The sequence below is a fragment of the Cupriavidus sp. 05L411 genome (genome assembly GCF_056398045.1).
The window spans coordinates 129532-153825 of sequence record NZ_JBFTOQ010000013.1; the positions used below are offsets into that span (position 1 = coordinate 129532).

Below are 24294 nucleotides of genomic sequence, written 5' to 3' on the forward strand. Positions count from 1 at the left end.
TCTACTCCTAGGAATTCGAGCCCGGCGCCGGCGTAGCGGGCGCGGCCATGGACACCTGGCTCACGCCGAGGGTGTTGCGCGAGGTGCAGACGGGACCAAACGAGGTGCCGTTGCCGGCGATAGCGCCACCGGCGCCGTCCATGTACTTGTGCAGGATGCCGTGGTACAGCTGCGGATCGACCTTGGCGTACAGCGCCACGGGATTCGCCTCGCTGGGCTTGGCCAGCGCGCTGTAGTCAGCCAGGGTCAGCTGGTTGGACGAGGCGCGGACCTGCTTGACCCACGCCTCGAAGTCGAAGTTCGACACCGACTTGGCCTTGAACTTCATGCCCGAGAAGCCGCCGCCGCTGTAGTTGGCCGACATGCCGTCGAACGCGCCGGTCTCGCTGGCGATCAGGTGCAGCTTGGTCTCCATGCCCGCCATGGCGTACACCTGGCTGCCCAGTTGCGGAATGAAGAAGGAATTCATGATCGAATCCGACGTGATCTTGAAGTTCACGGGGGTGTTCACCGGGAACGCGATCTCGTTGACCGTGGCGATGCCCAGGTCCGGATAGATGAACAGCCATTTCCAGTTCAGCGCAACCGCCTCGATGGTGATCGGCTTGACGTTGGATTCGATGGGCTTGTAGGGGTCCAGGTCGTGCGAGGACTTCCACGTGATGATGCCCAGCACCAGGATGATCAGGCAGGGAATCAGCCAGACCACAACCTCGATCCCGGTCGAGTGGGACCAGTCCGGCTCGTAGCGGGCCGACTTGTTGCTGGCGCGGTACTTCCAGGCGAAGGTGAAGACCAGCACGATCACCGGCACCACCACGAGCAACATCAGCCAGGTCGCGATCAGGATGATGTTTTTGACGTCAGCGCCAATCTGGCCCTTCGGATCTAGCACGGCCATGTTGCATCCGGCCAGCAAGAGCAGGGCGGCGCAAGGCATTAGCCGCGTCCAACGCGGAAGTTTGGGTATCTTCATGTCACGACTGGTTGAGTTGGCCACGGCAGCGACGGCGCGGCGTGATTTTGCTGCCAGATGCGGGAGCAAGAGGCAGGCTTAAGGCTTGGGGGAAACTGGGTCAGATCCGGGTCAAGCGACCGGTGTGCCGGGGGACGCGCCGATCAGCGGCAGCCAGGCTTGGTCCTTGTGGGACGGATCAAAGTGGGACTGCGGCGGTCCACACAGGAGGACGTCGGCGTGGCGCGGCCCGGCGAGCTTGCCTGGTGGGCAAGCAGGGTGTTCGGGTGAGGTTCGCGGTACGTCAGACATCGTGGCCGCGAATCTACCGCATCGCAGCATTGAGGGTAAACCCGTGATCCGGAACACACTGTTCGGAAAATCGGACAATGCGGCTTCTTCTGCCATCTCACTGGCAACACCCAACTAAGCCGAGACATTTTTGACTGCGGCAAGGTGTCGCAGGGGTGCGCACCCTTGAAAGCAGCTGCACAAACCGCAACGCGCGTGCGGTGAGCGATGCGGTAAATAATGCGGCGGGCAATGGGGTGGGAAAGCAGGATGCCACGGACCACAGGAACGTGCTTGCCACCCCGTTGCGCCCGCCGCGGTTCTATGCAAATGCAATAACCTTCGTTCCCCTCCTCGCGCGATTTCGCAACCATAGGGCCGCATCCCAACCTCAGACCCTTGCTACCGCATCGTCGACTTCGGAGAACATCGCAATGCATCCTTTCCGCCAATGGCTACCCGTTGTCGGCCGCGCCCTGGCCATCGCCGCGCTGTCCTGGTCCGCCGCCGGCCATGCCGCCGACGCGTCGGTCCGCGTGGGCTACCAGAAGGCCGGCCTGCTGGCCGTGCTCAAAGCGCAGGGCTCGCTGGAGAAAAAACTCGCCCCGCTCGGCTTCAAAGTGGAGTGGAAGGAATTCCCCGCCGGCCCGCAGTTGCTGGAGGCGCTCAATGCCGGCGGCATCGACTTTGGCTACACGGGCGCGCCGCCGGCAGTGTTCGCCCAGGCGGCGCGCGCCAACTTTGTCTACGTGGGCGCAGAGCCCGGCGGCAAGACCAACGAGGCGCTGTTCGTGCTGGAGAAGTCGCCGATCCGCTCGGTGGCCGACCTGCGCGGCAAGCGCATCGCCTTGCAAAAAGGCTCCAGCTCCAACTACCTGCTGGTGCAGCTGCTGAACAAGCATGGGCTGGCCCTGCAGGATATCCAGCCGATCTACCTCCCGCCCGCCGATGCGCGCGCCGCCTTCGAGAGCGGCAACGTGGACGCCTGGGTGGTCTGGGACCCGTACTACGCGCTGGCGCAGAAGGCGCTGAAGGTGCGCACCATCGCCGACTATGAAGGCGTGCCCTCCCCCTTCAACTTCTATGAAGCCGCCAACGGCTTCGTCAAGGCGCAGCCGCAAGTGGTCAATGCCATCCTGGAGCAACTGCGCACGACCGGCCTGTGGGTGGTGAAGAACCCCGGCGAGACTGCCGCCCTGCTCGCGCCTGCCGTGGGCCTGGACGCGCAGGTCGTGGAGACCTGGCTCAAGCGCGTGCCGTATGGCGCCACCCCGGTGACGCCGGAAGTGATCGCCGCCCAGCAGCGGGTGGCCGACCTGTTCCACGAGCAAAAACTGATCCCCACCGCCGTCAAGGTCAAGGACAACGTCTGGCAGGCGAGCTTCCCCCTGGCCAGCCAGTAAGGGGGCCTATGCCCGAATCCGGGGCGGGCCCGCGCGGTCCGCCCCGGATGACACACGCGAACCACCACTGCTACCATGCCCGTTCCTGAGCGTATTCATTCCAACAAGAAGACAACGACATCATGAAAATCGAGACAATTGCCGTTCACGGCGGCTACTCCCCGGACCCCACCACGCGTGCCGTGGCCGTGCCGATCTACCAGACCGTTGCGTATGCGTTCGACAACGCGCAGCACGGCGCCGACCTGTTCGACCTCAAGGTGCCCGGCAATATCTACAGCCGCATCATGAACCCCACCAACGACGTGCTGGAGCAGCGGCTGGCCGCGCTCGAGGGCGGCGTGGGCGCGCTGGCGCTGGCGTCCGGCATGGCGGCCATCACCTATGCCATCCAGACCATCGCCGAGGCCGGCGACAACATCATCTCGGCCAGCCAGCTCTACGGCGGCACCTACAACCTGTTCGCGCACACGCTGCCCCTGTCCGGCATAGAGACCCGCTTTGCCGATGGCCGCAACCCGGCCGCCTTCGGCGACCTGGTGGATGCGCGCACCAAGGCGATCTTCGTGGAGTCGGTGGGCAACCCGCTGGGCAACATCGTCGATATCGAAGCCATCGCCAAGGTGGCGCATAGCCACGGTATCCCGCTGATCGTGGACAACACCGTGCCCTCGCCCTACCTGTGCCGTCCGTTCGAGCATGGCGCGGACATCGTCGTGCACTCGCTCACCAAATACCTGGGCGGCCACGGCAACAGCGTGGGCGGCGCCATCGTCGATAGCGGCAAGTTCCCGTGGGCTGAGCACAAGGCGCGCTTCAAGCGCCTGAACGAGCCGGATGTGTCGTACCACGGTGTGGTCTACACCGAAGCGCTCGGCGCCGCCGCCTATATCGGCCGCGCCCGCGTGGTGCCGCTGCGCAATACCGGCGCGGCGCTGTCGCCGTTCAATGCCTTCCTGATCCTGCAAGGCATCGAGACCCTGGCGCTGCGGCTGGACCGCATCACCGAGAACGCGCTGGCTGTCGCACGCCACCTGAAGGCCAGCCCCAAGGTGGAGTGGGTCAACTTTGCCGGCCTGCCGGAGCACCCGGACCACGCGCTGGTGCAGCGCTACCTGGGCGGGCGCGGCCCCGGCATCCTGTCGTTCGGCCTGAAGAGCGGCGGCCGCGAAGCCGGCGCGCGCTTCCTGGACGCTCTGCAACTGTTCACCCGCCTGGTCAACATCGGAGACGCCAAGTCGCTGGCGACCCATCCGGCCTCCACCACGCACCGCCAGCTCGACGCCGCCGAGCTGAAGGCCGCCGGTGTCAGCGAAGACATGGTGCGCCTGTCGATCGGCATCGAGCACATCGACGACCTGCTGGAAGACCTGGAGCGCGCGCTGGCCGCGGCCTGAGGGGTGGCGGGGTAGCGCAGTAGCTGGCGTCGCAACGCGGCGCTCGCAACAAAAAGGGCCGGTGGCACATGGATGCCACCGGCCCTTCTTGTTTTACACCGCGCTGGCGCCCGCTTAAGCCCGCCGCTCAATCCCGATTGGGAAGCACAAACAAAAACGCCCACCAATGAGGCGGGCGCGAATCCAATTCCTTGGTGGGATTGGAGGAGACAGTTCAATCATAACCGCAATACGGGTTATCCCGCAACTACTACCCGATTGCGTAGGCATATGCCGCGACGTAACAGCCGTCAGCGTCACACAAGCGCCTGCAAACCCGCTCGCAGGTATATGCAAGTGCGTTATAAGACCATGCGTTTTTACTCGTTCCTTGAACGTATGCACTTCCCTACAATGGGCATCCTTGCTTGCCGACATCCCGGTAAGCCACGATGCACACAAACAATACGGGGAGCTTTAGATGAAACTGGGTTTCGGAATTCGACTGATTGCCGCCGTGCTCGCACTCGGCGTGATCCAGACGGCCGGCGCGGCTGATCCGGACAAGAAGGAAATCCGCTTTGGCGCCACCGCTGGCCCCTACTCCGACCAGATCCGCTACGGCATCAAGCCCCTGCTGGAAAAAAAAGGCTACAAGGTCACTATCGTTGAGTTCAGCGACTACGTGCAGCCCAACCTGGCGCTGGCCGATGGCGCCATCGACGCCAATGCCTTCCAGCACGTGGCCTACCTGAAGAAGTTCTCCGGCGACCGCAAGCTGCAATTGTCCGAAGTCATCCAGGTCCCCACCGCCCCGATCGGCATCTACAGCCGCAAGCACAAGTCGCTGACGGAAGTGAAGCCGGGCGCGTCGGTGTCGCTGCCTAACGATCCGTCCAACCTGGCACGCGCCATCGCCATGCTCCAGCAGATCGGCTGGATCACGCTCAAGGCCGGCACCGACCCGATCCGCGCCAGCGAGCGCGACATCGAAGGCAACCCGAACAAGCTCAAGCTGATCCAGCTCGAAGCCGCGCAGCTGCCGCGCTCGCTCGACGACGTGGACTTCGCCTTCGTCAACGGCAACTTCGCGCTGTCCTCCGGCCTGAAGCTAACCGAAGCGCTCAGCCTGGAGAAGATTCCCGACTACTACATGAACCTGGTTGCCGTGCGCACCGCCGACACCGGCAAGCCGTTCGTCAAGGACATCCGCGAGGCTTACCAGTCGCCGGAATTCAAGGCGACCACGCAGCAACGCTTTGCCGGCTTCCTGCCGCCGGCCTACCAGCGCTAAGCCAGGGCGCGCACCGATGGCGCGGCGCTGTCAGGGAGCCCCCATGCAGGGCTCTTTTTCCTTGACGCGCCATCATGCACATTGGCACGCACCGGCGCCGGCTTCTCCACACCTCCCCGCATAAGCAACTGCGGCATTCTTCGTTCCTTGCGGCATGGCTTTCGCCTACCCTCTCCCCCTTACAACTGGAACGACACGCAGGGAGCGGCAATGACAAACGAACTCAACCAGCGGCGGCGGAGAATCGTTGTCAGCGGCATGTTGGCCGCCGGCACGGCCGGCGTGCTTGGCACGGCGTTGCCAGCACGCGCGCAGGCGCCAAAGCACACACTGCGCATCGGCTTTCAGAAATCGTCCACGCTGATGATCCTGCTGAAATCGCGCGAGACGCTGGAGAAGGCGCTCGCGCCGCTGGGCGCGTCGGTGCAATGGTATGAATTCACCTCGGGCCTGCCGCTACTGGAATCCCTCAATATCGGCAACCTCGACCTGAGCGCGGACGTGGCCGACGCGGTGCCGCCGTTCGCGCTCGCGGCCGGCGCCAACCTGACCTACTACGCCATCGAGACGCCCTCGCCCGAAGCGCAGGCCATCGTGGTGCGGCAGGATTCGCCGATCAAGGAAATCGCCCAGCTCAAAGGCCAGCGCATTGCCTTTGCCAAGGGCGCGGGCGCGCACTACCTGCTGCTCGAAGCGCTGGCCAGCGCCGGGCTGTCGATCCGCGACATCGAGCCCGCCTACCTGAGCCCGGCCGACGCGCGCGCCGCCTTCGAGCGCGGCAGCGTGGCCGCCTGGGTGATCTGGGACCCGTTCCTGGCGGCAGTGCAACGCCAGGCCAACGCGCGCATCCTGCGCGATGGCAAGGGGCTCTCGAGCTACCGGCGCTTCTACCTCGCCGCCACGCCGTACGCGCGAAAGCATGCGGACGTGCTGGCCGTGGTCTACGAAGAACTGCGCCGCGCCGGCGAATGGATCAAGCAAAACCCCGCGGCCGCCGCGCAGTGGCATGCGCCGCTGATCGGCCTGGACGCGCCCACGGTGGAAGCCGCCAACCGCCGCCGGACCTACCAGGTGCAGACGGTGGATGCGGCCTCGCTCGATGAGCAGCAGCGCATCGCCGATGCGTTCACCAGCCAGAAGATCCTGCCGCGCAAGGTGGTGGTGGCGGAGTCGCCAGTATGGCGGCGCGCTTGACCCTCGGGACCTTCGCTTGCCGCCACGTTAGCAGTTGAAGGTCCGCGCGCACTGGCAGCGCAAAAGACACAGCGCTCTCACGCGCAGAACACGACCTCACAAAGACGAGAGGCCTCCACTTCGGAGGCCTCTCTTTTTTTGCGCGAGGCGGGCTCCGTCCATGCCAACAGACGCACCACTTCGGTGCCAAACACCCGAAAAAAACCAGAGCATCCGGATATCCGAACATCCAGATCGCGCTTCATCCGGATATCCGAATGGCGCTCTTCGCACTTTGAAAATAGGCTGCCCGACGGTCCTAAATTCGCCGGCAACAATGCCGTAAGAGCGAGCCAGGACCCTTCGCCCCCACCGCTCCAAGGGCTATCCGCCCGATGAGCCAAACATAAAAGATCCAACTATGCTGTCCTCCCTCCGCGCGCGCATCGTGGCCCTATCCGTGGCCATCGTCGTGGTGGCGCTCATCGCCAATGCCGTTATCAATCACGTGGTGGCCAGTTCGTACAACGACGACGCCATCGACAGCAACCTGGCCGCCGTGCAGAACGGCCACGTCGGCGCCATCGCCGACTGGGTGGCGAGCCACATGCAGATGATCGACTCGCTGCAGGACGCGGCAACGCAGCCCGACACCAACGCCGCCATCGCCGCGCTCAAGCAGGTAGGCAGCGCCGGCGGCTTCGTCATGACCTACATCGGTTTTCCCGACAAGACCCACCGGTTTTCTGATACCGAAGGCCTGCGGCCCAATTACGATCCCACGTCCCGCCCCTGGTACAAGCAGGCCGTGGCCGCGGGCAAGCCGGTGGTCACGCCGCCCTACGTGGCCGCCAGCAGCGGCAAGCTGGTCGTGACCTTCGCCGTGCCCGTGCTGCGCGACGGCGCGCTCAAGGGCGTGGTGGCCGGCGACGTGTCCATGGACAGCGTCATCGCCACCATCAAGGCCATCCACCCCACGCCTGCCAGCTTCGGCGTGCTGGTAACAAAGGACGGCAAGATCGTGGCCCACCAGGACGATAAGCTCACGCTCAAGCCCCTGACGGGTCTGATGCCCGCGCTTGCCATCGACAAGCTCGCAGCGCTCGAAGGCGCCAAGGCGCCATTGCAGGTCGACGTGGACAATGCGCCCAAGCTGCTGCGGGCGCGCGGCGTGCCCGGCACGGACTGGATTGCCGTGATCGCGCTGGACAAGGGCGAGGCGACCGCAGGCATGCGCTCCATGCTGATGGCATCGGTGTTCGTGCTGATCGTGATCGCTTGCGTGGCGGCCGCCATCGTCGCCGGGGTGACAGCGGTTTCGTTCCGAAGGCTGTCGGTGATTCGCGACGCCATGCGGGATATCGGTAGCGGCGATGGCGACCTGACGCGCCGCCTGCCAGCCAATGGCTCCGATGAGGTGGCGCAGATTGCGCAGGCGTTCAACGCCTTCGCCGAGAAGCTGGTCAGCGTGATGCGCCAGATTCGGGATGCCAGTGCATCTGTCCATGTGGCCGCTGACGAGATCGCGGCCGGAAACATCGACCTTTCGCGGCGGACTGAATCGGCTGCGGCGAGCCTGGAAGAGACGGCGGCGTCGATGGAGCAGATCACCGCGACCGTGAGCCAGTCCGCCATGTCGGCCAAGCAGGCCGATGCGTCTGCGATCGCGGCCTCCCAGGTCGCTGGCAATGGCGGCGCCGCCATTGGCGAGGCCATTCAAACCATGAGCGAAATCGAGCGGGCTTCGGTCAAGGTGTCCGACATCATCGGCGTGATCGAAGGCATTGCATTCCAGACCAACATCCTGGCGCTGAATGCCGCGGTGGAAGCGGCGCGCGCCGGCGAGCAGGGCCGTGGATTTGCCGTGGTTGCCGGTGAGGTGCGCGGGCTGGCGCAGCGCAGTTCGCAGGCTGCGAAGGAGATCAAGACGCTGATCGAGACCACCGTCGACAGCGTGGTGTCCGGGTCCGGGCAGGTTCGCCGCGCCGGAGACACGATGAATGCGATCGTCGGGAACGTGGACAAGGTGACCAGCATCATTTCCGAGATCACGAATGCCGCGCAGGAGCAGACCCGGGGCATCCAGGAGGTGAACCGGGCGGTCAGCCAGCTGGATCAGATGGTGCAGCAGAATGCGGCTTTGGTTGAGGAATCCACCGCGGCGGCCGAGGCGTTGCAGGGGCAGGCGGGCGCGTTGGCGGGGGTCGTGGGGCAATTCAGGCTGGGGTGAGGTACTGGGAGCCCATGGCGGGCTCCCGCATCCCGGTGTTCTCCCTTCTGCCTGAATGGCGCTATCACACACGCAGCATGAATTCCGCAAAGGCCTCCGAGTCAAGCGGGCGGCTGACTAGATAGCCCTGAATGGCATCGCATCCGGCATCCTTCAACTCCGCCGCCTGGCGTTGGCACTCGACGCCTTCCGCGATTGTTTTCATTCCCAGCGAACGAGCGAGACCGACAATGCTGCGGATGATCGCAGACGCCTTCTCCGAATCGGCCAGCGCTCGAACAAACGACCTGTCGATCTTCAGCGTGTCGATGGGCAGTCGAACCAGATAGCCGAGACTGGAGTATCCAGAGCCGAAGTCGTCCAGCGATGTGGATATGCCGGCTAGCTTCAGCGCGGCAAGAACGGACGTTGCCCTTTCGATATCGCTCACCAGACTGTCCTCCGTGACTTCAATGTCGAGCATTGCGGGGGACACGTCGTATGCCCTCGCGATACGGAGAATCCTATCTGTAAGTTCCACACAGAGAAGTTGCCGAGCCGACAGATTGAGGCTGATCCGCGGTATGGATACACCCAGCTGCCGCCATGCACCGATATGCCGGCAAACTGCATTGAGCAGCCATTCGACGAGGGCGCCTTCATATGGGGACTCAAGTAACACATCCAGGAATGCGTGCGGCATCAGCAATCCTCGTTCAGGATGACGCCAGCGAAGAAGCGCCTCAGCACCGATTGGGGAAGCATCCGCGAGTGCTATCTGAGGCTGGAAATGAAGCTCGAACTGGTTCGCGGCAAACGCCTCACGAAGATCCATGCGCAAGGCAAGACGGTCACGCATGCCCCGGTCGAGTGCGCCATCGTACGCGCGCACCTGAAATCGGCCAGATGACTTCGCTGCGTACATGGCCGTGTCGGCACGACTCAGCAATGCCTCGGCCGATTCCGGTGCTTCTCTCAGTAGCGCGATGCCAATGCTAGCCGACAGGGAGACGGATCTTCCGCATGCTTCGAATGGCATTGCGAGCTCACTGAGCACCGCATGCGCGAACGCTTCTGCCATGCTTTCGGTCGTATTGCGCAATAGCAGAACAAACTCGTCGCCCCCTACGCGCGCGGCGAAACATTCAGGTGCGAGAATTGCGACTAGCCTTTTCGCGAGGCCGCGCAGCAGATCATCGCCGACAGCATGACCGAACGCATCGTTGACTTCCTTGAAATGGTCCAGATCAATAAACAGCACCGCCAGGGAAGCACCCTGCGTAAATCCTGATGAAGCAGCCTTGGCAACCGCGCCTGATAGCGCTTCCATGCACTTGCGCCGGTTGGGCAAACCAGTCAGATAGTCGTGACTAGCTTCAAACTCCAACAGCGCCGCGTGCTTGTGTTCGCGCGTGACGTCGCGGAAGAGTACCGTAATGCCATCGTCGTGGGCAAATGAGCGAGCCTCAAACCAGGTGCCGAGCGGTGCGTAATAGTCAGTATGCCGACCGGGGAGTCCAGTTGCCGCCGTCTGCTGATAGACGCGGTAGTAGCCGGAGCCTACCAAGTCCGGGTAACACTGCCAGATGCCGCGTCCCAGCAGGTTTTGCCGCTCCTGCTGCAAGTATCGTTCGGCTGTATGGTTGAGATAGGTGAAGCGCCACGATCTGTCTATCGACATGAATCCGTCGCTCAGGCTATCAAGCATGTCACCAAGGTGAGGCGGTGCGGGCTGTCGGGCGCCGGCATCTTTCGGGCGGGGAGGACAAGAGTCAGTCTGTCGTTCCATTTTATTTGGGGCCATCTGTTCGCTTCGGACCCAAAGGCATCGCACGTGCGCAAACCGTGGGCTCATTGCATTCTAGCCGCGTTTGCCACCGCTACGAACATTGGGATGCGCTCGCGCCCCCCTGCTCGGCTGTATCTCTACGCTCCATTGTCGCCAAGGCGCCCTGCCGTCTCCGGAACGATGAACGCACCCACCAGGTAGATGATGGTGACAACCGCCAGGAAGATGCCCAGCACCATGGGCAGTTCGGCCGGGGTGCTGGCGCACAGCGAAGCAAACGTCGGCATCATGCCACCGACGGCAAATCCGATATTCCATGACAGGCCGGTCCCCGTGGCACGGATGCTGGTGGGGAACCGTTCGTTCAGGAAAATGAGGATCGGGGAGAAGCCGCTGCAGCCCAGCATGGCCAGCACCATGGCATACAGGCCGAGCGTGGTGGTGTCCGGCGCCGCCGGCATCCACTGGTAGAGCAGCGGCAGCACCACCACGTTCAGCGCGCCGATCAACAGGAAGGCTCGCTTGCGGCCGATCATCGTACTGAGGTGGCCGGCAAGAATCGATGCCACGATCACACCCAAACTGCTGGCCATGAGGATGGCGGCAGCCTCGCCAGCCGATGCCTTCACCACCACCTTGAGGAAGGTCGGCAGGTAGCCGGAGGTCAGGTAGTAGGCGCTGCCACCGCCCACGGTGAGCAGGATGTTGACGAAGAGGACGCCACGGTACTGGCGGGAGAAGATCACGCGCAGCGGGTTCTCAACCGGCGCGGCATGCCCCTTGGCCGCCTGCAACTGCTTCCACAGCGGAGACTCCTCCAGCGAGTTGAAGATGAACAGGCCGAGCAACGAGCTGATGATGCCGGAGAAGAACATGCAGCGCCAACCCCAGGTGTCGAACGCATCGCCGGGAAACAGCGCGGTCATCGCCATGTAAGTAATGGAAGCCAGCAGTGCCCCGATGCCCGCGCCACCGCCACCGACCAGCCCGGAGACGGCGCCGCGCCAGGATGGGGGCACCGATTCGGTACCGATGGTGTGGGTGGATGCCACCACGCCACCAACGAAGATACCCTGCACCAGCCGGAGCAGGATAAACAAGGCTGGCGCAAGCAGCCCCACCTGACCCACCGTGGGCAGCAGGCCGAACGCCGCCGTGGACAAGCCAACGCCAGTGACGGCAACGACCATCGCCCCCTTGCGGCCGTGGCGGTCGGCATAAGAGCCGAAGATCGCCGAGCCGAGTGGCCGCATCAGCAGCGTCACGGCAAACGATGCATACACCGCGGCCAGCGACAGCATCGCGTGCTCCGACGGGAAAAACAGCCTGCCGATCACGGGCGCCACGAACAGCAGGATGAACAGGTCGAACAGGTCCAGCGCCCATCCCATGCACGACGCCGCCACGGCACCAAACACCTGGCGATTGCTCGCCGCTGGCAGCGCCTCGCTGATCGTCGCTGCACTCTTCTTTGCTACGGCTTCCATTGTTGTCTCCTTTGATTTGGATCTCTGCTTGGATCATTACGGCAGCGATGACGCGCGGGCGGTGCCTTGCCGGCGCGCCCGCGATTTCCATCAGCTGCCGCGGAACGCCGGCTTGCGCTTGCCGTGGAAGGCTTCCACGCCTTCTCGGAAATCGTCCGAGCTGCGCAGGCGGCTATAGCAATGCCCTTCCAGCTCGATGGCGATCGACAGCGGCGCGTCCTCGGTGTCGTTGAGCAGCTTCTTGGCGGTGCGCTGCGCCAGCGGCGAGAAGCCCCGCAGTTCGTCGACCAGCGCATCGGTGGCGGCTTCCAGCTCGGCGTCTGCCACGCATTCCACGGCGATGCCCCACTCATAGGCCTGCTTGCCCGAGATGCGGCGCGAGCGCATCACGATGTCCTTGGTGCGGCCGATGCCCACCATCTTCTGCAGGCGCGCCGAGCCGCCCGAGCCGGGGATCTGGCCGAGCTTCTGTTCCGGCAGCGCGTACTGCGTGGTCTCCGTGGCGATGCGGAAGTCGCACGCCAGCGACAGCTCGAAGCCCACGCCAAAGCAGTAGCCGCGGTTGGCGGCAATCACCGGCTTGCTGCAGCGCGCCGGTGCCGCCACGTTCCAGGCCAGTTGCGAGACATGCTCGGGCGATGCCTCCAGGAAGCCCTTGATATCGCCGCCGCTGGAAAAATGCTCGCCTTGCGAACGCAGCACGATCACGCGCACGCGATGGTCGGCATCCAGCGCTTCAATGACGGCGCGCAACTGGTCGCGCGCTGCCATGGCGATCACGTTGTAGGGTGGACGGTGCAAGATGATGTCCGCACGCTCGCGCCCGGCATCGATCTCCACGGAGAAGCCGTCGAGTTGCTGGAGCCGCTGCTGGTCGGGATGGATCATCTCGGTTGCCTGGGTCATGTCTTACTCCTTGATGGTATCGACAGGCGCGGCGTCCGCTGCCTGGTTGGGGTTGGGGTTGGGATTAGGGTCGGGGCTCATGGAATGCTGGGCCAGTGCGTAGTCGCCGGCGGACAGCTTGCGGCGCAGGATCTTGCCAACCGGCGACTTGGGAATCTCCTCCACGAAGACGTAGTCGCGCGGGCGCTTGAAATTGACCAGGTCAGAGCCGCGGCAGTAGGTATCCAGGGCTTGCGCGTCGATGTTGCCGCGCGGCTTGACGAAAGCCACCACCTTCTGGCCCCAGCGCGGATCCGGCACGCCGGCCACCGCCACCTCATCTACCGCCGGATGCAGCGACAGCACCGATTCGATATCGACCGGGGAGATGTTCTCGCCGCCGCTGATGATCATGTCGTCCACCCGGCCGCTGACGAAGAGGTCGCCCTCGGCATCGAAGTAGCCGGTGTCGCCGGTGAAGTACCAGCCATCGCGCAGCGATTTGGCATTGGCGTCGGCGCGGTTCCAGTAGCCCTCGAAGGCCTCGTCGCCGCGCAGGTCGGCGATGATCTGGCCTTCCTCGCCGGTAGCCGCCAGATCGTCGGGTGAGCGGGCATCCAGGCGCACCACGCGCAGGCGCGTGTTGATGCCGGCGCGCCCGGCGCTGCCGGGCTTGCGGGTGGCGCGCTGGTCCACGCTGAAGGTGTACACCTCCGACGAGCCGTAGTGGTTCACGAACAGCTCCGGCTCGAAGGCCTGCGCGAGGCGGCGCAGCAGGCCGTCGCTCATCGAGGCACCGGCAAAGCCGAGCTTGGTCACGGTGCGGATCGCCGGGGGATCGAATCCCGTATCGGCCAGCAGGTCGTGGTACAGCGTCGGCACCAGGTACAGGCAGGTGATCCGGTGAGTGGCGATCTCCTTGAGCGCCTGCCCGGCGTTCCAGCGCCGCACGCAGACGAACAGGCCGTCCACCAGCGCCATTGCCAGCAGCGAGCGCACGCCCATGGTGTGGTAGAGCGGCATCACGCCAAGGGTGCGCTCACCATGGCGATACAGGTTCTGCGCCACGTGCGCCAGCGCCGCGGCGCGCTCCTGCTGGTGGCGGCGCGGCACGCCCTTGGGCTTGCCGGTGGTGCCCGAGGTGTAGAGCATCAGCGAGACATCGCCCGCTTCTGCCACCGGGCCGCCATGCAGCGCAATGCTATCCAGCAGCGAAGCGAAGGACATCGAGCCGCCAGCCGCGCAGTCCAGCGCAATGCAGGGCACGGCCTGCGCCGCGAGGCTGCCCAGCACCGCATCGGCGCTGACCGGCTCGAACACCAGCGCCTTGACGCCGGCATCCTGCACGCAGTAATCGAGCTCCTCCGGCTTGGCGCGCCAGTTCAGCGGCACCATCACGATGCCGGCGAACTGGCAGGCCCAGTGCAGCGTGGCCATTTCCCAGCGGTTTTGCAGCACGGCCAGCAGGCGATCGCCCGGCGCCAGGCCGATCTCGCGCAGGCCGCACGCCACGCACCGGATGCGCTCGTACCATTGCGCATAGGTAAGCATCAGGTCGCCGTCGACAATGGCGGGCGCATGCGGGCTGCGCTCCACGCTCTGCAGGAAGGTGCGGCCGAGATCAAGCATCGCAGGCCTCCTGGGTATCTACGCCGGTAGCAGCCTGACGAGCCCGTGCACGGATCGCGGCTACGTCGAGCACGGCGGCCACGATGGGGGTGTAGCCCGTACAGCGGCACAGGTGGCCGGACAGCATGTCGCGCACCTGCGCTTCGCTGGGTTCCGGCACGCGCTCCAGGTAGTCCGCGCACGACATCAGAATGCCTGCCGTGCAGAATCCGCACTGCAGCGCGTGGTGGCGGCGGAAGGCTTCTTGCAGGTCGCCCAGTCCCTCGGCCGGCGCCAGGCCTTCGACGGTATCGATGGCGCGGTCCTCGGCCTGCACGGCCAGCATCAGGCACGAGCGCGCGGCTACGCCGTCGACCCGCACCGTGCATGCGCCGCAGACGCCATGCTCGCAACCCACATGGGTGCCGGTGGCACCGAGCGCGTGGCGCAGGAAGTCCGACAACAGCTCGCGCGGCTCGCAATAGCCGCTGCGTTCGCGGCCGTTCAGGGTCAAGGTGATGCGGCGTTGCTCCTGACGCTGCATTACCTCGGCGGGCTTGCCGGAAACGGCGCCCTTGGTGGTCTTGCTCATTCTGCCTCCTCGATCACACGCATGCCCAGTTGCCGCACCAGGTGCCGGCGGTACTGCGCGCTGATATGGGCGTCGTCCTGCGCGCCCAGTTTCCAACTGAAATCGTTGACGGCCTCCTCCAGGTCCTTGCCCTGCAGGTGCGGCCAGATTTCCAGCACCGGCCGGTCCGCCACGCCGCCAACCGCCAGCGCGATGGCGTCATCGGTCACGGTGGCCGCGCAGGCCACCAGCGCAAAATCGCCGTGGCGCGCGGAGAATTCGGCAAAGCCGTAGCGCGCCCCGGGGCGCCGCAGCGGAAAGCGCACCGCCTCCACCAGCTCGTCGGGCTCGCGCGCCGTCATCAACATGCCCTGGAAGAAGCTGGCCGCAGGCAGCACGCGGCGGCGGCGGGCTGAACGCAGCACCACCTCGCCGCCCAGCGCGGTCAGCACCAGGGGCAATTCCGCGCTCGGGTCGGCATGAGCCACCGAGCCGCACACGGTGCCGCGATTCCGGATCTGGAAATGCGAGATATGCGGAAAGGCCATGGCCAGCAGCGGCACCTCGTCGGCCAGCGAGCGGCGCCATTCGACGCTGCCCTGAGTGGCCGCGGCGCCGACCACCAGGGCAGCGTCGTCCACCCGCACCGTGTTCAGCTCGGCGGTGCGCGAGATATCGATCAGCAGTTGCGGCTGCGCCAAGCGCATATTGAGCACCGCCATCAGCGACTGGCCACCGGCCAGCACGCGCGCGCCCTCGCCGCCACGGGCCAGCGCATCGAGCGCGTGCTGCGTGGTTTCGGCGCGCAGGTAATCGAAAGCGGATGGTTTCATCGACGGACTCCCAAACGGGCCAGCAGCCGGGCAAGCCAGCCTTGCGGCCGTACCGGCTTGCCGGCGGCCTGGCGGCCGAGCGATTCAAACAACTGGCGCAGCACCACCTTGGCGGCACCTTCCAGCATGCGTCCGCCCACGGCGGCGACCTTGCCGGATACCTCGGCCTCGTAGTCGTAACTCAGGCGCGTGCCGCTGCCATGCGGGACCAGCTCCACCAGGCCGGCGCCGCGCGCACTGCCCAGCGAGGACATGCCTGCGCCTGCCAGCCGCAGCCGGCGCGGGGGATCGAGGTCCGACAGTGCGATCTCCGCCTCGAAGCGGGCCTTGATCATGCCAACCCCCACCGTCACGTCGGCGCGGTAGTGGTTCTCGGCGGTGCGCTCCAGCGCGTGGCAGCCGGGCACCACCTTGGCCAGCGCCTGCGGGTCCACCAGCACGGCGAAGATGGCTTCGGGCGTGGCATCCAGATCCACCGAGCCGCGCGCGGTGAGCGCCTTGCCGCTGCCCTTGCGGGCCGCGGGCACGGCGGCCTCGCGCATCGCTTCGAGCAGCTCGGGGCGCGACGGCGGCGGATCGTCGAAGCCCACCATGGCCATCACCTTGGCCGGGGTCAGCGGCAGGCGGATGTCCTGCTCGCCGAGCGCGTCGGCCACCGCGTTGGCGATGCAGGGCGGCGTGCTCATGTTGTTGCCCTCGCCCAGGCCCTTGGCGCCGAGCGGCGTGAAGGGGCTGGGCGTCTCCAGGTGCACGATCACCGGGTCCGGCACCTCGCAGGTGGTCGGCATCAGGTAGTCCGCCAGCGTGCCGGACTGGAAGCTGCCGTCGGCGCCGTAGCGGAACTCCTCCATCAGCGCCGCGCCCAGCCCTTGGGCGAAGGCGCCACGGATCTGGCCATCGGCCAGCGCCGGGTTGAGCAGCGTGCCGGCGTCGTGCGCGGTTACGTAGCGGTCGATGCGCACGCGCCCCGTGGCGCGGTCGATCTCCACGCCGCACATATCGAAGGCAAAGCCGTAGGCGGCCGAGGTGTTGATGCGGTCGTTCTCATCCGGCGCTTCCAGGTTGGGCGGCGACCAGAACACCGTCTCGCGCAGGCCCGGCTCCTCTGCGGCCGGCAACTGCTGCGGTGACCAGTGCGGCGCATTGCTGGCCACGCGCGTGAAGGGCAAGCCGGATTCGGGCGCGCCTTTGCGGGCAATGCGGCCATCTTCGAACACCACCTCGGCGGGCGTGCAGCCGAACTGCGGCGCCGCGATGCGCGCCAACTTGTCGCGCACCCGCTCGGCCGCCAGGTGCACGGTGCCGGCCACGGCGCCGGCGAAACGGCTGGAGTAGTTGCCCGCGGCGACCGACCATGCATCCTTGTGCGTATCGAACTCGACGTTCACGACCACGTCGGCCGGATTCACGCCGAGCACATCGGCCACCACCTGCGCGCACACTGTCATATGGCCCTGCCCGGCCGGCGTCGAGGCAATGGTGACCACCACGCCGCCGAGCAGGTCGACGCTGACCGTGGCGCTGGCGATGGCACCGTTCTTCGGCCCCGCATTCTTGCGCGCCTCGGCGGGCATGGCGGTGGTGATATAGCCCATGTTCGACACCGACGGCTCGACGATGGCAGCAAAGCCGATGCCATAGAGCCGGCCCTCGGCGCGTGCGACATCGCGGCGGCACGTCAGCTCGTAGTAGCCGCCTTCTTCCAGCGCGCGCGCCAGCGCCAGCTGGTAGTTGCCGGAGTCCAGCAACGCGCCCGCCGCTGCGCGATAGGGAAAGGCATCGGCGTCGACAAAGTTGCGGCGATACACGTCGAGTGGATCGAGCCCGAGTTGTGTCGCGATGCGATGCACCAGCCGCTCCAGCGCAAAATACACCTGCGGGCCGCCAAAGCCCCGCACCAGGCCGGTGGGCGTCTTGTTGGTCATCACCACGCGGTTGCGCACCAGCAGGTTGGGGATGTCGTAGGCGCCAGTCAGGCAGCCGTGCATGCGGTAGAAGGTAGCGGGCTCCGGCGCGCGCAGATAGCCGCCGCAGTCTTCGATCTGGTCATAGGCCAGCGCTTTGATGCGGCCGTCTGACTCCACCGCGGCTTCCAGCGTGGACAGCCGCGCGGTGGCGGAGGTGGCCGCGCTGAGATGTTCGAGGCGGTCCTCCACCCACTTTACCGGCGCGCCGGCCTTGCGGGACGCCAGGCACATCAGCACCGCGTAAGGAAACACCGCCTGCTTCACGCCAAAGCTGCCGCCGGAATCGCGCGGGGCCTTGTGGCGCAGCCGGTTGGCCGGCACCTTGAGCGCCATCGCCATCACCGCATGCAGCGAGAACGGCCCCATGAAATTGGAGGTGACGTCGTAGCCTTCGTCACCGGGCAGGAACTCGGCAATCACCACGCCGCATTCGATCGGCGTGCAGGTGTTGCGCGGATAGTGCGCGGTCAGCGTGACCCGGTGCGGCGCCGCGGCGAAGGCGGCTTCAGGCTCGCCGTAGCGGAAGTGGCGGTCGCTCACCACATTGGCACCTACGCCGGGATGCAGGATGGGCGCATCGTCGGCCAGCGCGGCCTCGATCGATACCACCGGCGGCAACACGCGGTAATTCACCCGCACCAGGTCGAGCGCGTCTTCGGCCAGGGCACGGCTCTCGGCCATTACCACGGCCACCGGCTCGCCCACATAGCGCACGCGGTCCATGGCCAGCGCCCATTGCTCCATTGGCGACTTCACGGCGACCACGAAGGGACGCGACCAGGCCACCAGGTCGGCGCCGGTCAGCACCCCATGCACACCCGGCGCGGCAAGCGCCGCGCTGGCATCGATGGTGCCGAGTTCGGCATGCGCATGCGGGGACCGCACGATCGCGGCGTGCAGGGTGCCCGGCTTCACGCCCAGGTCGTCGCCATAGCGGCCACGGCCGGTGAGGATCGCGGCGTCCTCGAGCCGCTCCATCGAGCGGCCGACGTGACGCTGGCGCGCGGCTGCGCCGGCCGCTGCGGATTCAAGGTGGATGGCCGCCGCTGCGGCGGGCAGGCTGCGCTTGTCGCTCATGGCCGGCCCTCCCGCGTGGCGGGACTGGCACGGTCCATCTGGTTAGCGGGGATTGCGGGCCGGCACGGGGAGATGCAACGCGGCACGGGGCGAACGCCCGCTACCGCTGTCTCCAGTGTCGTGCCGGTCATGCCGCCAGCATCGTTCTGTCTCATTCCTGACTCCGTTCTGCGCGTCGGCCCCGACAGGCGAATCCGCCGGGGACATGCAACGTTGAACAGGAGCTTAGTGAGATTATGGTATTAGTTCTAATATTGTTTTTTGATTATGCTTATCAGTTCCGATGATGTTATTCCAGGTGGACTTTAGTGGGCACATCTGGGCTGTTGACGCACCGCGCATGAGGGTTTTCCCCCGATAGTGGCCGGGCGTTCCGGCAACGTGACAACAATAAATCTGATACGATCACTCCACGCTAACAGATTTTTTGATACATAATCGATCACTTGGCATGGACATCAAACAGATCCAGTACTTCATTGCGCTGTTCGAAGATGGCTCCGTCACGCGCGCGGCCAAGCGGCTGAATATCGTGCAACCGGCGCTCAGCATGCAGATCGCCAAGCTGGAAGAAGAGTTCGGACAGAAGCTGTTCGATCGCATCCCGCACGGGATGGTGCCGACAGCGGCCGGCCGCATGATGTACCGGCTGTGCCTGCCGATCACGCGGGACCTCGCCAACGCCCGGCAGCAACTGATGCAACGCGAGGAGCAGGTGGCCGGCAACATCTCCATCGGCATGGTGGCGTCGGAAACGGAAAGCGTGCTGGTGGGGTCGCTGGTGCGCTTCAACGAGCGCTACCCGAATGTGGAGGTATCGGTGGCGGACGGATTCAGCGCCACGCTGATCGACCTGGTCTCCGCCGGCCAGCTCGACGCGGCCGTGGTGCACAAGCCCCGTGGCAAGCTATCACTCCACGTGCAATCCCTTCATGACGAGGAAATGGTGCTGGTCACCAGCGCCGAGCATGGCCCGGAACTGCCGGCAGCGGTGGAACTCACCAAGCTGCCGGGGCTGGAGCTGGTGCTGCCCACCAAGCGCCACGGCTTGCGCGGCGTGCTGGATGCGGCCACGCAACTGGAAGACGTGACCCTGCAGCCGAAGTTCGAGATCGACATCCTCGGCACCATCGTGCAGTTCGTCGAGGCCACCCGCTTTGGCACGGTGCTGCCGCGCATCGTGGTGCAACGCGCGGTGGACGAGGGCCGGCTGCGCGTGTACCCCATCCTGGCGCCGCGCATCGTGCGCCACCTGGTGTGCGTAAGCCATCCGCAGCGCCCGCTCAGCACGGCAGCCGATGCGCTGATCGCGATCGTGGCCGAGGAGATCCGCAGGGTGTCGGGCGCCCCCGGCTGATCCGGGTGCACAGCATCAGGAAGGGCACGATACGGTAGGCTACTTTCCGGATCGTGCCGGCTTCGAGGTCATGCGCCGGGAAGGCGTTAACAGCAACACGCAAAATAAGTAAGATAAGTCTCCATGGGTCAGGCAAATCGATACAGTTTTTCCGGGTTAGCGACCAGGATCCGGTGGATGGTCGCCGGGTCAGGAGCCCAGTCGCGCAGCAGGTCAAACAGCACGGCATCGTTGGGCTTGCGGCATTCTGTGGGGTGTGGCCAGTCGCTACCCCAAATCACCTGCGCAGGCGCCACATCCACAAAGGCGCGGGCGACCGCCGACACATCGGCATAAGCCGGAGCGCCCGTGACGGTATCCATATAGGCACCGGACAGCTTCACATAGGCCCGGCTCTCGCGCATTAAGTCAGCGACCACCGCAAAGGCCTCGTGCATGGTGCCCAGCGGCTGCGGCAAGCGGCCTAGGTGGTCGAACACCACGGGTACCGGCAACCGCGCCAGCAGTCGGCGATGCTGCACGATCTGCTCCGCTTGCATCAGCACCTGGACATGCCACCCGAGCGGTGCCACGCGCTCTGCTAGTGTTAGCAGCATTTCGGGCGTCGAATTGCCCCAGGACTGCGGCGACACAAAATTCACTCGCAGCCCCACGATGCCGCCATCGCGCAGACGTTCCAGTTCAGCGTCCTCGACCTGCGCACCGACCACAGCCACGCCACGCGATTGGTGGCCGAGCGTGGCCAGCGCGTCGAGCGTGCAGCAATTGTCGATACCGTAGGTCGACGGCGTAACCACCACCGTGCGCGACGTGCCGATGCGCCGCTGGAACAGGCGATAGGCGTCGACCGTCGCCACCGGCGGTGACTTCTTCCAGTGTGGCGATGCGGGAAAGCGCGGATCGTACACGTGCATGTGGCTATCGCAGGCGTTAGCAGGCGCTGCCAGCACCGGTGGCTGGTCGCCTTCGGAATGCGGCACGGCTTGGCTGCTGCCTGCTGACACGGACCACTGCATAGCGCCGTTGGCGCCTGCCGCCGGTGCCGCCCAGGATCGGAGACGCTTCCAGACGGCAGGGACATGGGATGGCATTGCGGGCACCCTGCCTACTCCAGCGTCACCCCCGCGGCCTTGCCCACGCGCGCCCACTTGGCGATGTCGGCCTTCTGAAAGGCCGACAACTGCTGCGGGGTGCCACCGACCACCTTGACGCCCAGCTTGTCCAGGTGAGCCACCACTTCCGTATCCTTCAGGATACGGTTGATCTCGGTGTTCAGGCGTTGCACGATGGCCGCCGGCGTGCCGGCCGGAGCAAACACTGCCTGCCACTGCTCGGCCTCGAAATCGGGCACGCCCGCCTCGGCCATAGTCGGCACCGCCGGCAAGCTGGCCACGCGCGCCTTGGTAGCCACGCCGAGCGCGCGCAGCTTGCCACCCTGCACATGCGGCAAGATGGGCGCGGTGGGCGCAAACATAAAGTCCACGTGGCCGGCCATCACATCCTGGATGGCGGGGACGTCTCCCTTGTAGGGCACGTGGGTCATGTCAGCCTTGCGCTCTTCTTTGAGCAGTTCGCCGGACATCTGCAGGATGGTGCCGCTGCCGCCCGAGGCAAAGGTGACGGCGCCGGGCTTTGCTTTGGCGGCAGCCAGCAGCGCCTGCACGTTGCGGTACGGGCTGTTGGGGCCGACGATCAGCACGCTGGGGATCGTGCCGATCATCACCACGGGCTCGAAGGACTTGATGGCGTCATAGGGCAACTTCGGATTGAGCGCCGGGTTGATCGCGTGCGACGCGGTGGACGCGCCCAGCAACGTGTAACCGTCGGCCGGCGCGCGTGCCACGAAGGCTGAGCCGATGGCGCCAGTGGCGCCGGGTCGGTTCTCCACCACCACGGTGGTGTGCAGCGCCTGGCCAAGCTTCTGCGCGATCAGGCGCGCCAGGATGTCGGTGGTGCCGCCGGCCGGATACGGCACGACATAAGTGATCACCCGATTGGGCCAGTCAGACTGCGCCGAGACACTCGCTGTGACGCACGCCAGCAGGGGAATGCAGAGCGTGATAAACAATTGCCTGAGTTTCATGGGAACGGTCTCCTCGGATTGCTGTTATCCGACATCGGCATCAGGGGCCAAAGCCATAGAGTCTTCGGGGGTTATCGGCAAGAACTTGCCTGGCCAGTGCATCGTCGCCACACCATTGCCGGAAGAGCGACATCAGGTCGCCGTCATCTGGCGACGAGCGGCCCCTGGCAATGATTGTTGGGTGTGGCCAGTCCGATCCCCAGACCATCTGGCCAGGTGCGCATTCGAGATAGCGACGCGCAAGCGAAGCGACGTCGCCGTATAGTGGTGGTCCTTCCCTGGACTCAATGTAAGGACCAGACAGCTTCACCCAAGCCCTGCCGTCACCCAACAGGCTTGCAATGACCTCGAACGCAGGCTCGAACTCAGCCCCGCCGAATGGCAAGTGCCCGTAGTGGTCAAATACGATGCGAGCGGGCAAGGTCTTCAACAGCGGTTGCATGTGCGGCAACCACGCGGCGGGCGCATTGAGTTGAATATGCCAGCCCAGAGGCGCGACACGCGCAGCAAGCGGCGCAAGCATCTCCATGTCTACTGGGCCGGGCATCGTGAGGTTGAACCTGATGCCTCGAATGCCGGATGCATGCAGGCTTTCGAGCTCACTCTCGGTAATGGAGGTGTCCACCACCGCGACGCCACGGGCCTCCACGCCCAACTCTCGGAGGGCAGCCAATGTGGGCCTGTTGTCCGTGCCATAGGTGGACGGCGTGACCACTACGGCTCGGGTGGTTCCCATCTCCCCCTGCACCGCCCGGTAGTCCGGGACGAGCGCATCTGGTGGTCGCAGCGTTGCAGTCCCTGCAGCCGGATAGCGGCTATCGTAGACGTGCATATGGCAATCGCAAGCGTTCGCAATAGAGGGTTGGCCAAGGGCTCTCATCTAATGTTCTCCGAACCAAGCTCGCGTGAAACACCACGGTGCCTGGACGATTTTTCCAATTGGGATGCCCTGCCTCTTGCCTGCACGGCTCATCCAGCGTTGTGTCACGTCGGCTCTCCGTCTCGCCGCCACAGCGGCATGCCCGCCACATCCATCTCTATGCGCAGGATGTCTCCCGCCGTGGAGTCTGTCGCAAATAACGTCTTGCCGGCGGGGCCGCCAAAGGCGAGATTGGTCAGCGAATGCCCGGCGGGGCCGCGCAGCACCTGCACCGGCTCAGCGCGATGGCTCAGCACCCACACGTAGGCCAGTCCGGGGTTCGCCACCAGCAGCCGGCCCGATACATCCATGGCCAACCCGTCAGGGCCACTCGGTCCATAGGAGGTGAAAAACTGCCCGGTCTTGGACACGCCGCCATCGGCGAGGATGGGCATGCGCCAGACGCAATTTGCCCGCGTCACCGCGACGAACAGGAATTTCTCATCGGGTGACAGCACGATACCGTTCGGGCTGGGCACATTGGAGAGCAGCAGTTCCAGCCGCCCGGCCACGCTCAGTCGGTAGACGCGTCCGGTCGGGTCATGCAGTCCGGTCTGCCCCTGGTCGGTGAAATAGATGTTGCCCTGCGAATCCAGCGTAAGGTCGTTGACTCCCTTGAAGCTCTCCGTGTTGCGGCGGTCCAGGTATGGCTTTGCACTGCCGACGCGTACATCGACAAGCATCAGGCCACGGCGGTAGTCCGTTACCAGCAGTTCGTTCGCGTTGAGGAACTTCATGCCGTTGGGCTCGCCGTCCCACTGCGCCACCACGTTCCACTCGCCGGCCGGGTCGATGCGCAAGACGCGCCCATTGGGTATATCGCCGACATAGAGGTTGCCCTCCCGGTCGAATACAGGCCCCTCCAGAAAGCAGTCGATTTCGCGTCCGCCCTGGTTGGCATCCGCCCAGGCCGTTCGCCTGCGTTGGCGATAGCACGCCGGCATGCTGGTAAACACGTCGAACTCTCGGACTTCCGGGGTATTCAGCAGGAACATGGCAATTTGGCTGTGCGCAGTG

The 24294-nt window shown here is 65.2% G+C and carries 19 protein-coding genes; 6 read left to right on the forward strand and 13 right to left on the reverse strand.

Going from position 1 to position 24294, the window contains the following annotated elements; translation table 11 throughout:
* Positions 1-7: 7 nt before the first annotated feature.
* Entirely contained in the window at positions 8-976 is a 969-nt protein-coding gene (gene cyoA, locus AC1DQR_RS17670; protein WP_183031590.1) for a ubiquinol oxidase subunit II, read from the reverse strand.
* Positions 977-1680: 704 nt separating this feature from the next.
* Between cyoA and AC1DQR_RS17675 the strand changes: the two genes are divergently transcribed.
* The 4 genes from AC1DQR_RS17675 (at position 1681) to AC1DQR_RS17690 (ending at position 6513) form a co-directional block, all read left to right on the forward strand.
* Positions 1681-2649, forward strand: a complete 969-nt coding sequence (locus tag AC1DQR_RS17675; protein WP_174424004.1) for an aliphatic sulfonate ABC transporter substrate-binding protein — start codon at positions 1681-1683, stop codon at positions 2647-2649.
* A gap of 122 nt (positions 2650-2771) precedes the next feature.
* On the forward strand, positions 2772-4046 hold the full coding sequence (locus AC1DQR_RS17680) for an O-acetylhomoserine aminocarboxypropyltransferase/cysteine synthase family protein (RefSeq protein WP_043356075.1): 1275 nt from the start codon (positions 2772-2774) through the stop codon (positions 4044-4046).
* Positions 4047-4506: 460 nt separating this feature from the next.
* Positions 4507-5319 (forward strand): MetQ/NlpA family ABC transporter substrate-binding protein, encoded by an 813-nt coding sequence (locus tag AC1DQR_RS17685; protein ID WP_150987167.1) that lies wholly within the window; start codon positions 4507-4509, stop codon positions 5317-5319.
* A 210-nt stretch (positions 5320-5529) separates the two neighbouring features.
* Positions 5530-6513, forward strand: a complete 984-nt coding sequence (locus AC1DQR_RS17690) for an aliphatic sulfonate ABC transporter substrate-binding protein (protein ID WP_416053186.1) — start codon at positions 5530-5532, stop codon at positions 6511-6513.
* A gap of 77 nt (positions 6514-6590) precedes the next feature.
* On the opposite strand, the gene AC1DQR_RS17695 is transcribed toward AC1DQR_RS17690, so the two are convergent.
* Positions 6591-6758: a hypothetical protein gene (locus AC1DQR_RS17695; RefSeq protein ID WP_416053187.1), complete on the reverse strand. Its 168-nt coding sequence runs from the start codon at positions 6756-6758 to the stop codon at positions 6591-6593.
* A 155-nt stretch (positions 6759-6913) separates the two neighbouring features.
* Here AC1DQR_RS17695 and AC1DQR_RS17700 point away from each other — a divergent pair, with 155 nt between their 5' ends.
* Complete coding sequence (locus tag AC1DQR_RS17700; RefSeq protein WP_416053188.1) at positions 6914-8722, forward strand: methyl-accepting chemotaxis protein; 1809 nt, start codon at positions 6914-6916, stop codon at positions 8720-8722.
* A 64-nt stretch (positions 8723-8786) separates the two neighbouring features.
* Here AC1DQR_RS17700 and AC1DQR_RS17705 read toward each other — a convergent pair whose 3' ends face one another.
* From AC1DQR_RS17705 to AC1DQR_RS17735, 7 genes are all read right to left on the reverse strand, one after another.
* Complete coding sequence (locus tag AC1DQR_RS17705; protein WP_477133451.1) at positions 8787-10409, reverse strand: putative bifunctional diguanylate cyclase/phosphodiesterase; 1623 nt, start codon at positions 10407-10409, stop codon at positions 8787-8789.
* Between the two features lie 218 nt (positions 10410-10627).
* Positions 10628-11977 (reverse strand): MFS transporter, encoded by a 1350-nt coding sequence (locus tag AC1DQR_RS17710; RefSeq protein WP_477133452.1) that lies wholly within the window; start codon positions 11975-11977, stop codon positions 10628-10630.
* Between the two features lie 90 nt (positions 11978-12067).
* Positions 12068-12883 (reverse strand): enoyl-CoA hydratase/isomerase family protein, encoded by an 816-nt coding sequence (locus AC1DQR_RS17715; protein ID WP_441635765.1) that lies wholly within the window; start codon positions 12881-12883, stop codon positions 12068-12070.
* 3 nt (positions 12884-12886) lie between these two features.
* A complete protein-coding gene (locus tag AC1DQR_RS17720) occupies positions 12887-14491 on the reverse strand; it encodes an AMP-binding protein (protein ID WP_416053191.1) in 1605 nt (534 codons plus the stop codon).
* Positions 14484-15062, reverse strand: coding sequence for a (2Fe-2S)-binding protein (locus AC1DQR_RS17725; RefSeq protein ID WP_416053192.1), 579 nt, complete (start codon positions 15060-15062; stop codon positions 14484-14486). Before AC1DQR_RS17725 ends, AC1DQR_RS17720 begins: the two co-directional genes overlap by 8 nt.
* Positions 15059-15874 carry an FAD binding domain-containing protein gene (locus AC1DQR_RS17730; protein ID WP_416053193.1) on the reverse strand — a complete coding sequence of 272 codons (816 nt, stop codon included), beginning with the start codon at positions 15872-15874 and terminating at the stop codon, positions 15059-15061. Before AC1DQR_RS17730 ends, AC1DQR_RS17725 begins: the two co-directional genes overlap by 4 nt.
* Positions 15871-18918, reverse strand: coding sequence for a xanthine dehydrogenase family protein molybdopterin-binding subunit (locus AC1DQR_RS17735; RefSeq protein WP_416053194.1), 3048 nt, complete (start codon positions 18916-18918; stop codon positions 15871-15873). Before AC1DQR_RS17735 ends, AC1DQR_RS17730 begins: the two co-directional genes overlap by 4 nt.
* 451 nt (positions 18919-19369) lie before the next feature.
* Between AC1DQR_RS17735 and AC1DQR_RS17740 the strand changes: the two genes are divergently transcribed.
* On the forward strand, positions 19370-20275 hold the full coding sequence (locus AC1DQR_RS17740; RefSeq protein ID WP_416053195.1) for a LysR family transcriptional regulator: 906 nt from the start codon (positions 19370-19372) through the stop codon (positions 20273-20275).
* Positions 20276-20403: 128 nt separating this feature from the next.
* On the opposite strand, the gene AC1DQR_RS17745 is transcribed toward AC1DQR_RS17740, so the two are convergent.
* The 4 genes from AC1DQR_RS17745 to AC1DQR_RS17760 form a co-directional block, all read right to left on the reverse strand.
* Positions 20404-21291 (reverse strand): amidohydrolase family protein, encoded by an 888-nt coding sequence (locus AC1DQR_RS17745; RefSeq protein ID WP_416053196.1) that lies wholly within the window; start codon positions 21289-21291, stop codon positions 20404-20406.
* 89 nt (positions 21292-21380) lie between these two features.
* Entirely contained in the window at positions 21381-22358 is a 978-nt protein-coding gene (locus AC1DQR_RS17750) for a Bug family tripartite tricarboxylate transporter substrate binding protein (RefSeq protein WP_416053197.1), read from the reverse strand.
* A gap of 40 nt (positions 22359-22398) precedes the next feature.
* A complete protein-coding gene (locus tag AC1DQR_RS17755; protein ID WP_416053198.1) occupies positions 22399-23190 on the reverse strand; it encodes an amidohydrolase family protein in 792 nt (263 codons plus the stop codon).
* Between the two features lie 152 nt (positions 23191-23342).
* Positions 23343-24272, reverse strand: a complete 930-nt coding sequence (locus tag AC1DQR_RS17760) for an SMP-30/gluconolactonase/LRE family protein (protein ID WP_477133453.1) — start codon at positions 24270-24272, stop codon at positions 23343-23345.
* Positions 24273-24294: the final 22 nt, after the last annotated feature.

What these genes read in the sequence shown, in the direction of transcription:
- cyoA (WP_183031590.1), bottom strand. Translation starts at nt 976, where the DNA reads ATGAAGATACCCAAACTTCCGCGTTGGACGCGGCTAATGCCTTGCGCC.
- AC1DQR_RS17675 (WP_174424004.1), top strand. Translation starts at nt 1,681, where the DNA reads ATGCATCCTTTCCGCCAATGGCTACCCGTTGTCGGCCGCGCCCTGGCC.
- AC1DQR_RS17680 (WP_043356075.1), top strand. Translation starts at nt 2,772, where the DNA reads ATGAAAATCGAGACAATTGCCGTTCACGGCGGCTACTCCCCGGACCCC.
- AC1DQR_RS17685 (WP_150987167.1), top strand. Translation starts at nt 4,507, where the DNA reads ATGAAACTGGGTTTCGGAATTCGACTGATTGCCGCCGTGCTCGCACTC.
- AC1DQR_RS17690 (WP_416053186.1), top strand. Translation starts at nt 5,530, where the DNA reads ATGACAAACGAACTCAACCAGCGGCGGCGGAGAATCGTTGTCAGCGGC.
- AC1DQR_RS17695 (WP_416053187.1), bottom strand. Translation starts at nt 6,758, where the DNA reads ATGAAGCGCGATCTGGATGTTCGGATATCCGGATGCTCTGGTTTTTTT.
- AC1DQR_RS17700 (WP_416053188.1), top strand. Translation starts at nt 6,914, where the DNA reads ATGCTGTCCTCCCTCCGCGCGCGCATCGTGGCCCTATCCGTGGCCATC.
- AC1DQR_RS17705 (WP_477133451.1), bottom strand. Translation starts at nt 10,409, where the DNA reads ATGCTTGATAGCCTGAGCGACGGATTCATGTCGATAGACAGATCGTGG.
- AC1DQR_RS17710 (WP_477133452.1), bottom strand. Translation starts at nt 11,977, where the DNA reads ATGGAAGCCGTAGCAAAGAAGAGTGCAGCGACGATCAGCGAGGCGCTG.
- AC1DQR_RS17715 (WP_441635765.1), bottom strand. Translation starts at nt 12,883, where the DNA reads ATGACCCAGGCAACCGAGATGATCCATCCCGACCAGCAGCGGCTCCAG.
- AC1DQR_RS17720 (WP_416053191.1), bottom strand. Translation starts at nt 14,491, where the DNA reads ATGCTTGATCTCGGCCGCACCTTCCTGCAGAGCGTGGAGCGCAGCCCG.
- AC1DQR_RS17725 (WP_416053192.1), bottom strand. Translation starts at nt 15,062, where the DNA reads ATGAGCAAGACCACCAAGGGCGCCGTTTCCGGCAAGCCCGCCGAGGTA.
- AC1DQR_RS17730 (WP_416053193.1), bottom strand. Translation starts at nt 15,874, where the DNA reads ATGAAACCATCCGCTTTCGATTACCTGCGCGCCGAAACCACGCAGCAC.
- AC1DQR_RS17735 (WP_416053194.1), bottom strand. Translation starts at nt 18,918, where the DNA reads ATGAGCGACAAGCGCAGCCTGCCCGCCGCAGCGGCGGCCATCCACCTT.
- AC1DQR_RS17740 (WP_416053195.1), top strand. Translation starts at nt 19,370, where the DNA reads ATGGACATCAAACAGATCCAGTACTTCATTGCGCTGTTCGAAGATGGC.
- AC1DQR_RS17745 (WP_416053196.1), bottom strand. Translation starts at nt 21,291, where the DNA reads ATGCAGTGGTCCGTGTCAGCAGGCAGCAGCCAAGCCGTGCCGCATTCC.
- AC1DQR_RS17750 (WP_416053197.1), bottom strand. Translation starts at nt 22,358, where the DNA reads ATGAAACTCAGGCAATTGTTTATCACGCTCTGCATTCCCCTGCTGGCG.
- AC1DQR_RS17755 (WP_416053198.1), bottom strand. Translation starts at nt 23,190, where the DNA reads ATGCACGTCTACGATAGCCGCTATCCGGCTGCAGGGACTGCAACGCTG.
- AC1DQR_RS17760 (WP_477133453.1), bottom strand. Translation starts at nt 24,272, where the DNA reads ATGTTCCTGCTGAATACCCCGGAAGTCCGAGAGTTCGACGTGTTTACC.